Origin of the sequence: Bacillus sp. JJ783 (assembly GCF_036963225.1) — a bacterium.
Taxonomy (GTDB): Bacteria; Bacillota; Bacilli; order Bacillales; family Bacillaceae_G; genus Bacillus_A; species Bacillus_A cereus_U.
On record NZ_JBALMG010000001.1, the window covers coordinates 12,859 to 27,570 of the forward strand.

Genomic DNA, 14,712 nt, shown 5'->3' on the forward strand with positions numbered 1-14,712 from the left:
TCGTATGCATCAAACATCCATAAAATAAGAATGCAACACTTCTGCCGCATTCCCAACTTCTAAATTACACTTTTATTATTTCTTTCTCTGTTCTATTAGCTATTTTAATAACCATTTTAGCTACAATTTCTGTTGGATCAATAACGCAAATATTTTCGGATGATTTCAATACAAGAGGAACCTCTGTGCAACCTGCTATAATAGCCTCAGCTCCGCTATCTTTCAATTTATCAGCAACCATTGAAAGATATAAAAATCCTTTTTCTAAATTTCCACTTTTAATAGCATATATTCCTTCCATCACTTTTTCTTGCATTTCTTTATCAGGCTCAATGACATCAATCCTGCAACTTTGACAACTGTTTTGGTATAGTTCCGTCTTAATCGTTCCATCCGTAGCTAACAAACCTACTTTTCTAAAATTATTTTTTTGCACAAAACGAGCCGTTTCTAAAGGCATATGCAAGATCGGAATATTAACAGACCTTTTAGCTGCTTTATAGAAAAAATGAGCGGTATTACACGCAATAACAAGAAAATCCGCACCAGCGTTTTGCAGTCGCTGCGCTGATTGTACAATGTACGGGGTCGGATCCATTCCCTTTCCCAAAATAGCCGTTGTCCGATCAGGTATTTGAGAATAGTTGTCTGCAATGATATGGATATGATCTTGATCTTTCATTGCAGGTGTATAAGAAATAATTTTGTTCATTAAATCAACAGTCGCCAAAGGTCCCATGCCCCCAATAATCCCAACAATTTTTTGCATTTTACTCACCACTTTTAAACATATTTTGAAAGTCTAATCTTAATAACATTCTTAGTATTTCTGTAAATGTATTTTGAATGATTGACTTAATTATAAGTTCCTTTTTAAGGGATGAATTATAGAAAGAATCTATACAACAATAGAAAATATGTATTGATAACTAATGTATAAGAGGATTTTGATATCGAATATTACTATCTAACAAGTGATGAGCAAGTATATGCGCTGGTTGATAACTGGTATACGAGTAGAGAGCTTATCGATACGTACAATCAAAAAGAATCTCATCTAATCCTGATTGGTGGGTTGCAGGCAAATCGAAAACTCTTCTTATTATAGTCTGTTTAAGTTTCACTTTGGAGGTTTTAGCTCCCTACATATTTCAAGGCAATACAAGGATTAATTTCCCCTTCTTCCTTCCCTCTCTCTATTCTCTGTTTCATCTGATGCATACCGATGACATCATTTGTATGAAGGTGAATTTCATTAACATATAGACCTTCTGTACAAAAGACTTCTACAAAATCTAACCCATTCTTTTGCCTCCATCCCATGTTAAAATCAAGAGAGAGGATGTTTACCTTATTACTCCGAACAAATTGTAATGCAGATTCTACTGTAGTTGCCAAAACATATCCGTACGGGCAACTTCTTTGATCATCCATATATACATTCATTTTCTATCTCCTCTTTATTTTGCATATGTGAACAACACGTAACATATTGCTCCGAGGCTAATAAAAGGTCCAAACGGAATTGGGGTTCTTATTTTTATACGTTTTAACGCTATACCTATTCCAAAAAAACAAAGACTAAAGCAAGATGCTAAAAATAAAGTTATAAAAACCCCTTTCACTCCCACTATAAATCCAAGTAATGAAAATAATTTCACATCACCTCCGCCAAGACCATCTGGATAAATCCTTTGCATGCAATATAACAAAATTAATATAGTTCCACTACCAGCTAAACTATCTATCCAAGTAACTAACGGTACAAAAATACATTCTAAAATAAGCAAAAGCCCAAACCAAATTAAAATACGATTAGGTATTAGCATATATACTAAATCTGTAACTGAAATAATAAGAAGTAAAGAAAAGAGCGATAAAATGATGATGAGCTCTCGTTCTATTCCAATTATATATACAGTAAGAAAAAATAAACTACCTGTAACAAATTCAAATACTATGTACAAACTTGAGATTTTCCTCTTACAATTCGTACAACGCCCTTTTTGTATACAAAATGAAATGATTGGAATCAGTTCTTTCGGCTTTAACGTATACTTGCAGTAATAACAGTACGAACGCGGTGTAATAATAGATTCCCCTACTGGAACTCTCATCGCAATCACCATAAAAAAAGAACCAAACACCATACCCATTAACAATGCATATAAATAAGTGAACATCCCTTCCTCTCCTTTCCAAAAGAACATAACAAAAAAAGGAGAGAACTTCTACTTCATATTATCTTTATTCTATTAAAAAAGCAGGCCGTTTTCCGGCCTGCTTTCCCCTATTTTATACGATGAAATATACTGCTTTTAATGGCCCATGTACTCCGACAACAAGATTCATTTCAATATCCGCAGAGTTACTTGGTCCTGTAATAAAGTTAATACAAGATGCGACTGCTTCACCTTTTTCCACACGAGAGTTCATATGTTGAACTGCTTGTGTAATGCGAGGTACAAGTGTTTCACGTGGAATAATAGCAAAGTATACAGTCGGTAAAAAGTGTAAAGAACGCCCTTGTCCTTTATGACTTTGTACAACAATCGTACCAGATTCAGCTAATGTATAATCACTAAATGCAATACCGATATTCGCTTTTTCCGCTATACGCATATTCTCTTCTTTTTTCTCAGGATCCCATACATTTACCTCAACATTTTGCTTTGGAAGCTCTTCTTTAAATAAAGAAGTCAATCCATAGGAATCAAAACGTTCATCTGCTGATAATATAATAGGTCCTCCGCCGTTTTCAATGATTACTTTTTGAATATCTTCACGTAAGCGGTCGTTTGTCGTTTCCACAACAGTTGTATGAATGTTTGTACATTGATTTTTAAATACTTCTAACAATTCTTCTTGTGAATAATCTTTTAACGTTTCTACATTCACATTACTTTTCCATGCTGGACGTTCTACGCCTTCTGTTTTACGCGCGCGCCCAAGTTCTTTTGCGATATTATCTAGAAAGGACTCACGGTTTTGAATTAATCCTGTCATTATTTGTCCCCGCCTTTCTTATGATCTTTATACCAATCACGGAATCGTTCTTTACTTGGAGCCGGGAATTCACGAATATCCGTCCAGTTTTTAAGTGGACCAACACCTTTTGATACACGATTGCCAGATGTAAATGGACTCATTGCTGCCGGTGCTATTTTTGATCCCATTTTATATAAAGCTGCTGAAGATGCGCCCATACTAAACATTTTCATTGCTAATTTCTCTGCAAGTGGGGCACGTCCTTCTTGCTCAACGATAACTTGACGATGTTTTAATAATAAATCATGCAACGGAATCTTTACTGGACAAGCTTCCGTACACGCTCCGCATAAACTAGATGCATAAGGAAGTTCTTTATAATCATCATATCCACCTAAAAGTGGTGTTAACACTGCACCAATTGGTCCTGAATAAATAGAACCATATGAATGTCCACCAACGTGACGATACACAGGACATACATTGACACAAGCAGCACAACGAATACATTGCAATACTGAACGGAATTCCGATCCAAGAATTTGAGAGCGGCCATTATCAACAACGACTAAATGAAACTCTTCTGGTCCATCTACCTCTTCCTCTTGAATTGGTCCTGCTACCGTTACATAACTTGTTAGCTTTTGACCTACTGCACTACGACATAGTAAACCAACTAAAACATCTAATTCTTCCATTGTCGGAACCATACGTTCCATACCCATTACTGCAATTTGTGTTTTCGGAATCGACATAACAAGATCGGCATTACCTTCGTTCGTTACTAAACAAAGAGAGCCCGTATTTGCAACAGCGAAGTTACAACCTGTCACACCAATTTCTGCATCCATAAATTTCTCACGAAGTTGTTTACGAACAAACTTTGTCATTTCGTATGGATCATCAGAATTTTCATATCCAAGTTTTTCTTTAAATACATCACGAATTTGCGTTCTGTTTTTATGAAGTGCAGGCGCAATAATATGTGATGGTGGATCGTTATCTACTTGTAAGATATACTCTCCTAAGTCACTCTCTAACACTTCACAACCAATCTCTTCAAGGGCATGATTCATACTAATTTCTTCAGTTACCATTGATTTTGATTTTACAACTTTCTTCGCTTGTTTCTTTTTTGCAACGTCTTGAATGTACTTTGCTGCATCCTCTTTCGTTTTCGCAAAGTAAACGTGACCGCCTCTTTTTGATACATTTTCACTTAACTGCATTAAGTAATAATCAAGATTTTCTAACGTATGTTGACGAATTTGTTCACCTAGTTCACGCCACTCTTCCCAGTTTCCTAACTCTTCAGCTGCTTTCAATCGATTTGTATATAAACGCGTTTGTGCAGAAGATACTGCTCCGCGCATAAACGAATCTTGAATTCCATCGCCAACGCGATCATTAAATTTTTTCTCACTGATTTTCATAGACATAGCTTATGTTCCCCCTTCATGAGCGACTATTCAAGACCTCAGCAATATGCATTACTTTTACTTCTTTTCCTAAACGCTCAATACGTCCGCCAATGTTTAACAAACATCCACAATCTGCACCGATTAAATAATCAGCACCTGTTTCCATTACACTATCTACTTTTTCATCTACCATTTGCTCAGAAATTGGAGTCATCTTAACTGAAAACGTTCCCCCAAACCCACAACAATTTTGCACGTTTGGCAGTTCTCTCACAGTTAATCCTTTTACGTTTGATAATAAAATTCCTGGTGCCTCTTTTACTCCCAGCAGGCGTGTCATATGACAAGATTTATGAATAGTAGCTATTCCTGGTAAACTTGCACCAACATCTGTAACTTTTAAAACATCTACAATAAATTGTGTGAATTCATATGTTTTATCAGCAACCTTTTGTGCACGTTTAGCCCACTTCGGATCATCTTTAAAAACATGCGGATACTCATGAAACATTGTCGCACAAGAGCCAGATGGCGTAACGATATATTCTGCATCTTCGAAAGTTTCAATCATATGTTTCATCGCTTCTTTTGCTGCTTCTACATGGCCGCTATTATAAGCAGGCTGACCACAACAAACTTGTGCTTCTGGAAATTCAATTTCACAACCTAAACGCTCCAATACTTCAACTGTTGCTTTGCCGACGTTTGTTTCAAACATATCGACTATACAAGTAACAAATAAAGTGACTTTCATAACTATAATTCCCCCTCATTACAACTTCGCCAACAATCATATGGTCATCAGATGACTAAGATTAGAAGAAGTAGGCTCAACCATGGCCTATCCTCTCCCTCTTCTAAAGAAAACGTTTACTTAATCTCTCTATTTTATCAGAAAATTAGAAAAATAAAAGATTAAATTACGAATTTATATCGCTTTTACCTGTGACAATATGTTCTACATTTGTTAAATGATTTAGCATTGCTTGCTGCGCTAATTCCACATCTTGCTTTAACACCGCATTATATATAGATTGATGCTCTTCTAAAAGTCGTTCTGATGTTGTTTGTTCACCATATAAAATAATGCGTCTTGATTCACCAATCGTTTCAGCAATCATCTCTGAAACATGATTCATGAGCTCAAGTAAGATGTTATTATGCGAAGATTCTGCAATTCCCATATGAAAATGAAAGTCTGCTTTTTCGCCAGCCTTCTCATCTCCAATGCTCTTTGCCATTTCATCTAACCAATGCTTCATATTTTGCAAATTAGCTTCCGTACGTTTTGCCGCTGCCGCTCGAACTGCCCCCACTTCGAGCACCTTCCGTACTTCTAATAAATTCAAAATATCCTCTTTCTTCATTAATAACTTGTTATTTAGTGATTTTGTTAATGAAGAAGGATCGAAATTCCTTACATATGTACCTTCTCCTTGTTTCATTTCAATTAAGCCCATTGCTCTTAGCGCACTTAGCGCTTCACGAACAGCAGATCTGCCAACTTGAAACTGCTCAGCTAATTGATGAACAGGAAGTAGTTTGTCACCAGGTTTTAACGTACCATTTTTAATCATTGTTAAAATAGCTTCAGATACTTCTTCGTAAATTTTTTTCGGTTTAATAGATTTGTACTCCAGTTAAATCACCTCAGTATCTTCCAAACAACAATTGTAACGTTTTATAAGAACTTAGCATCCATAACTATTTTAGAACGAATTAGTAAGAAGTACAAATGTTTTGTTCATAAAATAGTCAATTTTTTGATATTTGTTTGATATTAATTAATACATTTACGCGTAACTATTTACCTTCAATATGAAGAGCATATTCCAAAAGTTAGAATATGCTCTCCTCATCTTGTGCTTTTAATTTAATAATAACTGTCGTTCCCTTACCTTTTTCACTTTCTATTCTCCACTCACCATCATGTATATGAACAATTTGCCTTACAATTGCAAGACCTAAACCTGTTCCACCGTGTTGACGACTTCTCGCTTTATCTACTCGGTAAAAGCGTTCCCCGAGATTTTCTAAATGCTCTCTATCAATACCTATTCCTGTATCTTTTATGTGCAATTCACAATAATCATCGATTTGCTTTAATGTTATTATGATATCCCCGTTTTGATTTGTATAACGTATCGCATTATCTAACACATTATGAAGTACTTGTTGCATACGATCCTCATCAATCATTACGATAATTTCAGGATTTAAATTCGTTGAAATACGAAGGGTTTTTTCTATAAACTGTAACTCGTACGTATCTAGTACATCTTCAATAAGCTGTGAAAAAACGATAGGTTGTTTCTTTAGGGGAAAGTGTTCACCTTCTAGCTGCGCTAGATCTAATAAATCATGAACGAGGCGCTGCATGCGACCTGCCTCTTTATGAATAAGTTGCGTTACTTTTTCCTGCTGCGGCCCCTTCGCTACACCGTCTAAAATAGCTTCACTATATCCTTTAATATAACTAAGCGGTGTTCTAAGTTCATGCGAAACATTAGCTAAAAATTCCTTACGCTTTACATCTTCTGTTTCTAAAGAATTTGCCATTTTATTAAAAGCTTTTCCCAATCGTCCAATTTCATCTTCTGAAGAAATTGTAATCCGCTCTGAGAAATCTCCAGTAGCCAAATGATTTGCAACTCGTTCCATTTGCGAAAGCGGTCTCGTAATAGCGATAATAATTTTTCTACCAATCCATATTGTAATTAAAATCATTGCAAGTGCTAACGGCGCTAAAATAAGACCCATATCAAATATTAAGTCTTTTATACTTTTTAAAGGAATATAAGAGTATACAATACCAACTAATTTTTTATTATCTAAAACAGGGATGACAACACCCATAATATTACGATCAAAATGTTCTTCATACCCTATCTTTGTCACAGTTTTCCCATCTAATAGCGCCTGTCTATCCCCTTCACTTATAAGAGAATGATGGTGAACATCAAAAGGCAAACATGCGCTTAAATCACGCGGATTGTATACGAAAAGGACATCTGAACTAGATATTTGATCATATGCCCTTACTTTCTCTTCAAAAGTGGATACTCCTTCACGTTTATCATATTGCGTGGCAAGACGTTTCCCTTCCATTACTAATGAATCTTTTAAATTATCAACGTATAACTTTTCATATGAGTATAAAGATACAAAATAAAGAAAGGAAACTGTTACACATACTGCACATACTACTGTAAGCCAAAGCTTTTGTACCATCGTAAACATACGTTACACCTCAAATTTATAACCTACACCCCAAACTGTTTGAATGTAGTTTCCACTTTCTCCTAGCTTTAGACGCATCGTTTTCACATGCGTATCTACCGTTCTTGTACTTCCTGCATAATCATATCCCCACACCTTTTCAAGCAATTGTTCCCGGCTAAATACTTGTCCATTATGTTGGCAAAGAAAATATAGTAAATCGAACTCTTTTACCGTAAGAGGAATCGTCTCACCATTCGTCTCGACCCTCCTACTTTTTTCATTAATAAGAATCGGTCCAAATTGAATCTCTTCTTGCTGTTCTTGCTTTGTATATCGTCTTAAAACAGCTTCCATACGAGCAATTAGTTCCCCAGGACTAAATGGCTTTACAATATAATCATCTGCTCCCATACGTAAGCCGTTCACCCTATTCCACTCTTCACCTTTTGCTGTTAAAAATATAATAGGTACATCCGACGTTTTTCGAATCTCTTTACAAACTGAAAGCCCATCCATCTCAGGCATCATAATGTCTAGTACAACGAAATCGTAATGATCCGTCTCTAATTTTCGAAGTGCCTCTTTTCCATTTTCAGCTTCTCCCCACTCGTATCCGAAGTTATCTAAGTACATTCCGACAAGTTGCCTCATATCACTTTCGTCATCTACGACTAGCACTTTATATTTACTCATTGCCCTTCCCCTTCTCTCTCTATGAGTTGAAACGGTCCTTTACCGACTTTAATTGTTTGTTTTATTTTCATATTCTTCATATCCATTACGCATACTTCATCGCTATCATAACTAGCTACATATCCTTCTGCACCGCTTTTCAAAAATGCAAATGGATTAGATCCTACTTCTGCAAATCCTACCTCTTGATACGTACTTGCATCAAACTTTCTAAGCGTATTTGAACCGTGACTTAGCGCATATACATACTTATCATCCTTTGTTATATTCACAGGCATAAACGGAGCATGTAAAGAACGTATCATCTCTCCGCTCTGTAAAGAATACACTAATACTTTCTCATTCACTTGACTTCCATCACCATGTCCACCAATCCATATTTCTTTCCCATCAGCGCTAACCGTTGCTCCTGTTGATGCTGGCGGAATCATAAAGGACTGTATCACTTCTTTTTTCTTTGTATCAATGGTCGTTAGTTTCGTATCATAAAAGTTGAGTACAGATAACTGGTTATGATGCTCTACCATCGTTATCGGCCCTTTTCCTGTTGAAACACTCCCTGTCTCTTTTCCTTTTATCGTAAAGAACCTTACCTTTTGTTCATTTTGATTGGCAGCAAATAATTGTTTTCCATCATCTGATGCGATAACATTAGCAATTCCTTTTCCAGTCTTATATTTGTCCACTTGTCTTCCTTCTGCTAGTGAATATACATACATATATTCTAATTGCTTACCATAAACGAGTATTTCCTCGCCATTTGGAAGTAGCGTAACCCCCGCAATCGGCTCATTTAATTCCCATGTTGTTAATAGCTTCTTTGTTTTTTTATCAATAAAACTAATACTACCTTCCTTTATATTCGTTGTTATAATAACACTTTTATCTTTAGCAATCGGTGTATACGAACTTCCTTGACACCCTACTAATAGAAATAAAAAACAGAGAAGAAAAACATACTTTCTCAAAAGATTCCCTCCATCTTCGGATGATTTCGTTATAATTGTAAAGTAACAAATAAATGTGTGGAAAATGTGAAATCTTCCTTTATTAATAAACTTACATATATAATGTACAACAAATAGAATTTGAGGTGTGCAAATTATGCTTTTTCCTGATTTAGCGAATAAAATTGTACGTGAAGTACGCAGATTAATTACTGAAAACATTATTATTATTAATATACAAGGCATTATTATCGCAAGTACAGATGCGGAAAGAATCGGTCAATTTCATGAAGGGGCACTCCGCTGTGCGAAACAAAAGAATACTGTCATTATTACAAAAGATGATGAACGACGACTGCAAGGTGTAAAAGCTGGGATGAATCTTCCTTTACTATTCCATGACGAAGTAATCGGCGTGATTGGAATTACAGGAGAACCTGAAAATATTTTACAATACGGAGAAATATTACGTAAGATGACCGAATTATTAATTCATGAAAACTACTTTTTAGAACAACTAGAACTTGAGCACCGTTCTTATGAAGCATTTGTCTTTGATTGGCTTCAAAATACAGACTGGTCTCCAAGTTTTCTCGATCGTGCAAAAACGCTTGGCATTGATTTATATAAGAAGAAACAACTTATTTTATTATCAATCGCCCAAGATAATACGATGCTCCAGCGTAAAATTTGGCAACATCTGCGCAACATTTTAGCAAAAGAAAATTTATTTGTTCGCTGGGGAAATGATCGGTTTATTTTGTTTACAACAATGCACTCCAAAGAGCAAACCTTTCAATTTTTAAAACGGTTAAAACAAGACTGTGAAACTTTATTTTCTATTACTTTATATATCGGGATTGGGCAAACAGTTACGCCAAGCAATATGAACTTATCGTACGAACAAGCACTACGCGCCCTTTCAGTATCACTTGAAACGAAAAAAATTGTATTTAATGAAGATTTACGTTTAGAAATGTGCTTACAAGATATTTCTACCGAAACCCGGGAACAGTTTCTAGAGCGTACTATTGAAAACTTAGTATCATCTCCTGAGCTTATGCACACTCTACGTTTATTTATCGATTATAACCAATCTTATAAGCAAACAGCTGAGCAATTACATATACACATTAACACACTGCATTACAGGCTAAAAAAGATTGAAGAACATACAGAACTTGACCCGAAACAATTCAAAGATTTAAATGTTTTATACTTCGCACTCCTCTTATTAGATAATCATACAAAAAATAACGATAAAATAGATTAATCTTTAGATGATTGTATATAGAAAGAATCCCCCTACTTTTTTATCATTATAATGAAAGCACTGTTACAACGTTTTTTATTATTACTAAATACGTTAACAGTTTGAGGGGGATTTCCAATGTTAGAAAAGCAAATTATTGATTCATTCGTATCTATTGTTGGCGAAGATAATGTAGATACATCCAATATGGGGCGTTTAACTTATAGTTATGATGCCACTCCAAACTTCCAAGCGATGCCTGATGCAGTCATTGCTCCTCGTAATACAAATGAAGTAGCAGACGTGTTAAAAGTGTGTAACACTCATAAAATTCCGGTATATGTTCGCGGGTCTGGAACAAATCTTTGCGCTGGTACGTGTCCACTTGAAGGTGGTATCGTCCTTATTTTCCGCCATATGAACAATATTTTAGAAATTGACGAAGAGAATTTAACAATTACTGTACAAGCTGGTGTTATTACACTTGATATTATTAAAGCAGTAGAAGAAAAAGGTTTATTTTATCCACCAGATCCAAGCTCTATGAAAATTTCTACAATCGGCGGTAACATTAATGAAAACTCCGGCGGATTACGTGGTTTAAAATATGGCGTAACACGTGATTATGTAATGGGGCTTGAAATTGTCTTACCGAACGGCGATATCATTCGCACTGGCGGTAAATTAGCAAAAGATGTAGCTGGTTATGATTTAACTCGTTTATTTATTGGTTCTGAAGGAACACTTGGTGTTGTTACGGAAGCTATATTAAAACTTGTCCCTATGCCTGAAACGAAGAAAACGATGCTTGCGCTATATGAAGATATTAACGAAGCTGCTCGAGCTGTTTCTGCTATTATTGCAAATAAAATTATTCCAGCGACACTTGAGTTTTTAGACCAACCAACAATTGAAGTTGTAGAAGAGTTTGCACAAATCGGTTTACCAACTGACGTTAAAGCAATTTTATTAATTGAACAAGACGGCCCGCCCGAGGTTGTCAATCGAGATATCGAAAAAATGGCTAACGTTTGCCGTGCTATGAATGCGGTCGATGTTCGCGTTGCAAAAGATGAAGCCGAAGCAGATGCGCTTCGTACAGCACGCCGTAGTGCACTATCAGCACTTGCAAGACTAAAACCGACAACAATATTAGAGGATGCAACTGTACCACGTTCACAAATCGCTCCAATGGTTGAAGCAATTAATGCAATTGCAAAGAAATATAATATTCCTATTTGTACTTTTGGCCATGCTGGTGATGGTAATTTGCACCCAACTTGTATGACAGATGCCCGTAATGAAGAAGAAATGCACCGTGCTGAACAAGCTTTTGCTGAAATATTTGCGAAAGCGATTGAGCTTGGTGGTACGATTACTGGTGAACATGGTGTTGGCGCGATGAAAGCTCCGTATTTAGAAATGAAATTAGGTAAAGAAGGTATCGCCGCTATGCAAGGGATTAAACAAGCCTTCGACCCAAACAACATTATGAATCCTGGAAAGATGTTCGCGAAAGACTCTCGTAAAAGAGTGGTGGTTGAGCGATGACCACATTAAATAAAGAAAACATTCAAAAGGAATTTAAAGAACGATTAAGTGAAGATGAACTATTAAATTGTATGCGATGCGGTTTTTGTTTACCGACTTGTCCTACTTACATTCAATCTGGATATAAAGAATCACATTCACCGCGCGGGCGTATCGCCTTAATGAAAGCCGTCGCTGATGGTTTAATTGAGCCAGATGAAGATGTTGAAAATACATTAAACGTCTGCCTTGGCTGTCGTGCTTGTGAACCTGTTTGTCCGTCTGGTGTGAATTATGGACATTTATTAGAAGAAGCTCGTGATATTATTAATCAAAATAAAAAATTCTCAGTGCCAGTGAAAGCCGTTCGTAAAGTCGTTTTTGAAGGACTATTCCCGCATCAAAACCGAATGAGAACATTAACAGGGCTAATCGGATTTTACCAGCGATCTGGTTTACAAACGCTAACACATAAAACTGGTATTATGAAGTTATTCCCTGAAACACTTGCAACGATAGATCTCGTTTTGCCAAAAGTCCCTAAAATGAAAGCAATGAAAGATCGTCCTGAATTTTTACCTGCTGAGGTGGCAAAGAAAAAACAAGTTGCATTCTTCACAGGTTGTTTAATGGATACGATGTTTTTAGAAACAAATAACGCAACGATGAAACTTCTTCAGTTAGCTGGTTGTGATATCGTTATTCCGAAAACACAAAGTTGCTGCGGGGCATTACATGGGCATGCTGGTGAAAAGAGTGGAGCGAAAGAATTAGCAAAACGAAATATAAAAGCATTCGAAGATTTAAACATCGATTATATTATTACGAATGCAGGTGGTTGCGGAGCTTACCTCGTAGACTATGATTACCTTTTAAAGGATGATCCAGAATGGGCTGAGCGCGCAAAGCAATTTGTTTCTAAAATTAAAGATATTACTGCTATACTAGTAGAACTAGATTTCCATAAACGTAATGACTTACGACTCACGCCGCAAATCATTACGTATCAAGACTCTTGTCATTTACGCAATGTTATGCGAACATCTTCTGAACCTCGTATGTTACTAGAAGCAATCCAAGGTGCAACATACCGTGAAATGAAAGATGCGGACCGTTGCTGTGGTTCTGCTGGTATTTACAATATTGTTCATTCAGAGTTATCAATGGAATTTCTAGATTATAAAATGGACCGTGTGCATGAAACAGACGCGGCGACAATTGTTACTGCAAATCCAGGTTGTCTATTACAAATGAAATTAGGTATTGAACGAGAAGATCTTTCTCATAAAATGAGAGGAATTCACATTGTAGATTTATTATTAGAAGCAATTGAAACCAACTCGTAATAACTCGTAACATACGTAATAATAGGAAAACGGCTATCTCCTTCGTCTATGTAAAGAGATAGCCGCTTTTTTGTCTGCTACAACATTAAAAATATGTTACTTTATTATAAAAAAGAACAACAGAAACATTACAGTTTTGTAAAAATCAATCCAGTATATTCCTCAAAAAAATGTTCAAACCATTGATACAATAGGATTCTTTATTTTCCATTTAGGTAAATATATCCAAAAACCCTCTCTTAAAACCAAGTATAAAAATGCTAAAAATTCCTTTTATACTCTATGTTTCTCTTATTTCTTCCCTTTTCTTCTCTTAGGATAAATTAGGTAATTTCAAAGTCTATGAATTTTTTTCCATCTTTTTTCTTGTAAATTGTATGCTACGATGGATTTGTCAGTCAGACAGGCTGTCAAAAACAAATCGTGTGAAAACAAATTAAAACTTTATATAGGGGGACACACATCATGAAAAAACGTGTTTTATTATCTGTAGCTGCTGCAACAGCTCTTACTTTAGGAGTATCATCTTTAGATGCACAAGCTGCAACAGTACAACCATCTAACATAAAGGTTCAAAATATTCAGCATTCAAAAGTAATGATGAAACAAATGAGCCAACAAGAATTACAAGCATTCTTACAATCTATGGGAGTTGAGTCATTAGCACAATGGAATCAAGGTCAATTCCAACAAGATTGCTTCATTCCTGGTCAACAGCCTACTGAAAATGTTGTAACTGAACAACCAACAGCTAAGCCAGAAGCTCAAAAGCCTGCTGAGGAAACTCAAAAACCAGCGGAACAAAAGCCTGCTGAAGAAGTTGCTAAACCAGAAGCTCAAAAACCAGTTGAAAACAACAATACTCAAAATGAAACACAAAAACCTGCTGAGCAAAAGCCTGCTGAAGAAGCAAAATCTTTAAGCGAATTCGAACAACGCGTTGTTGAATTAACAAACGCTGAGCGTACAAAACAAGGCTTACCAGCATTACAAATTGATACTGAATTAAGCAAAGTTGCACGCGCTAAATCTGAAGATATGCAAAAGAATAACTACTTTGATCATAACAGCCCTACATACGGGTCTCCGTTTGACATGATGAAGAAATTCGGTATTTCTTATACATCTGCAGGTGAAAACATCGCACAAGGCCAACGTACACCAGAAGAAGTTGTACAAGCTTGGATGAACAGTGCTGGACACCGTGCAAATATTTTAAATAGCGGCTTCACTCATATCGGTGTTGGTTATGTAGAAAGCGGCAACTACTGGACACAACAATTTATTACGAAGTAAACATAAAAAAAGAGTCT

The 14,712-nt window shown here is 36.0% G+C and carries 14 protein-coding genes; 4 read left to right on the plus strand and 10 right to left on the minus strand.

Translation table 11 applies throughout. The annotated features are described in order from the left end of the window. Positions 1-64 precede the first annotated feature (64 nt). The 10 genes from V7038_RS00080 to V7038_RS00125 form a co-directional block, all read right to left on the minus strand. Positions 65-769 carry an aspartate/glutamate racemase family protein gene (locus V7038_RS00080; RefSeq protein ID WP_002201264.1) on the minus strand — a complete coding sequence of 235 codons (705 nt, stop codon included), beginning with the start codon at positions 767-769 and terminating at the stop codon, positions 65-67. A gap of 365 nt (positions 770-1,134) precedes the next feature. After that, on the minus strand, positions 1,135-1,446 hold the full coding sequence (locus tag V7038_RS00085) for a cyclic-phosphate processing receiver domain-containing protein (RefSeq protein WP_002158754.1): 312 nt from the start codon (positions 1,444-1,446) through the stop codon (positions 1,135-1,137). A 14-nt stretch (positions 1,447-1,460) separates the two neighbouring features. Then, entirely contained in the window at positions 1,461-2,183 is a 723-nt protein-coding gene (locus V7038_RS00090) for a prepilin peptidase (RefSeq protein ID WP_002202706.1), read from the minus strand. 112 nt (positions 2,184-2,295) lie between these two features. Continuing rightward, the gene (locus V7038_RS00095) at positions 2,296-3,006 is read right to left on the minus strand and encodes a LutC/YkgG family protein (protein ID WP_002201267.1); all 711 of its coding nucleotides are present in this window, start codon (positions 3,004-3,006) and stop codon (positions 2,296-2,298) included. After that, the gene (locus V7038_RS00100; RefSeq protein WP_002149674.1) at positions 3,006-4,427 is read right to left on the minus strand and encodes a LutB/LldF family L-lactate oxidation iron-sulfur protein; all 1,422 of its coding nucleotides are present in this window, start codon (positions 4,425-4,427) and stop codon (positions 3,006-3,008) included. Before V7038_RS00100 ends, V7038_RS00095 begins: the two co-directional genes overlap by 1 nt. Positions 4,428-4,443: 16 nt before the next feature. Continuing rightward, on the minus strand, positions 4,444-5,163 hold the full coding sequence (locus V7038_RS00105; protein ID WP_002149679.1) for a (Fe-S)-binding protein: 720 nt from the start codon (positions 5,161-5,163) through the stop codon (positions 4,444-4,446). A gap of 166 nt (positions 5,164-5,329) precedes the next feature. Next, positions 5,330-6,019: a FadR/GntR family transcriptional regulator gene (locus V7038_RS00110; protein WP_255298756.1), complete on the minus strand. Its 690-nt coding sequence runs from the start codon at positions 6,017-6,019 to the stop codon at positions 5,330-5,332. A gap of 229 nt (positions 6,020-6,248) precedes the next feature. Next, entirely contained in the window at positions 6,249-7,649 is a 1,401-nt protein-coding gene (locus tag V7038_RS00115) for a sensor histidine kinase (protein WP_002158759.1), read from the minus strand. 3 nt (positions 7,650-7,652) lie between these two features. After that, positions 7,653-8,324: a response regulator transcription factor gene (locus tag V7038_RS00120; protein ID WP_002158760.1), complete on the minus strand. Its 672-nt coding sequence runs from the start codon at positions 8,322-8,324 to the stop codon at positions 7,653-7,655. Continuing rightward, positions 8,321-9,292: a hypothetical protein gene (locus V7038_RS00125; protein ID WP_002202707.1), complete on the minus strand. Its 972-nt coding sequence runs from the start codon at positions 9,290-9,292 to the stop codon at positions 8,321-8,323. Before V7038_RS00125 ends, V7038_RS00120 begins: the two co-directional genes overlap by 4 nt. A gap of 136 nt (positions 9,293-9,428) precedes the next feature. On the opposite strand from V7038_RS00125, the gene V7038_RS00130 reads away from it, so the two are divergent. From V7038_RS00130 to V7038_RS00145, 4 genes are all read left to right on the plus strand, one after another. Continuing rightward, entirely contained in the window at positions 9,429-10,544 is a 1,116-nt protein-coding gene (locus tag V7038_RS00130; protein WP_002202708.1) for a CdaR family transcriptional regulator, read from the plus strand. Between the two features lie 117 nt (positions 10,545-10,661). Further along, a complete protein-coding gene (gene glcD, locus V7038_RS00135; RefSeq protein WP_002158763.1) occupies positions 10,662-12,074 on the plus strand; it encodes a glycolate oxidase subunit GlcD in 1,413 nt (470 codons plus the stop codon). Then, a complete protein-coding gene (locus V7038_RS00140; protein WP_002201272.1) occupies positions 12,071-13,399 on the plus strand; it encodes a (Fe-S)-binding protein in 1,329 nt (442 codons plus the stop codon). The genes glcD and V7038_RS00140 overlap by 4 nt, the downstream gene beginning before the upstream one ends. Positions 13,400-13,864: 465 nt before the next feature. Then, positions 13,865-14,695 carry a CAP domain-containing protein gene (locus tag V7038_RS00145; protein ID WP_002202710.1) on the plus strand — a complete coding sequence of 277 codons (831 nt, stop codon included), beginning with the start codon at positions 13,865-13,867 and terminating at the stop codon, positions 14,693-14,695. The last annotated feature ends 17 nt before the right edge of the window (positions 14,696-14,712 follow it).

Excerpts from the sequence above, each read along its gene's own strand:
- V7038_RS00080 (WP_002201264.1), bottom strand. The coding sequence starts at position 769 with ATGCAAAAAATTGTTGGGATTATTGGGGGCATGGGACCTTTGGCGACT.
- V7038_RS00085 (WP_002158754.1), bottom strand. The coding sequence starts at position 1,446 with ATGAATGTATATATGGATGATCAAAGAAGTTGCCCGTACGGATATGTT.
- V7038_RS00090 (WP_002202706.1), bottom strand. The coding sequence starts at position 2,183 with ATGTTCACTTATTTATATGCATTGTTAATGGGTATGGTGTTTGGTTCT.
- V7038_RS00095 (WP_002201267.1), bottom strand. The coding sequence starts at position 3,006 with ATGACAGGATTAATTCAAAACCGTGAGTCCTTTCTAGATAATATCGCA.
- V7038_RS00100 (WP_002149674.1), bottom strand. The coding sequence starts at position 4,427 with ATGTCTATGAAAATCAGTGAGAAAAAATTTAATGATCGCGTTGGCGAT.
- V7038_RS00105 (WP_002149679.1), bottom strand. The coding sequence starts at position 5,163 with ATGAAAGTCACTTTATTTGTTACTTGTATAGTCGATATGTTTGAAACA.
- V7038_RS00115 (WP_002158759.1), bottom strand. The coding sequence starts at position 7,649 with ATGTTTACGATGGTACAAAAGCTTTGGCTTACAGTAGTATGTGCAGTA.
- V7038_RS00120 (WP_002158760.1), bottom strand. The coding sequence starts at position 8,324 with ATGAGTAAATATAAAGTGCTAGTCGTAGATGACGAAAGTGATATGAGG.
- V7038_RS00130 (WP_002202708.1), top strand. The coding sequence starts at position 9,429 with ATGCTTTTTCCTGATTTAGCGAATAAAATTGTACGTGAAGTACGCAGA.
- glcD (WP_002158763.1), top strand. The coding sequence starts at position 10,662 with ATGTTAGAAAAGCAAATTATTGATTCATTCGTATCTATTGTTGGCGAA.
- V7038_RS00140 (WP_002201272.1), top strand. The coding sequence starts at position 12,071 with ATGACCACATTAAATAAAGAAAACATTCAAAAGGAATTTAAAGAACGA.
- V7038_RS00145 (WP_002202710.1), top strand. The coding sequence starts at position 13,865 with ATGAAAAAACGTGTTTTATTATCTGTAGCTGCTGCAACAGCTCTTACT.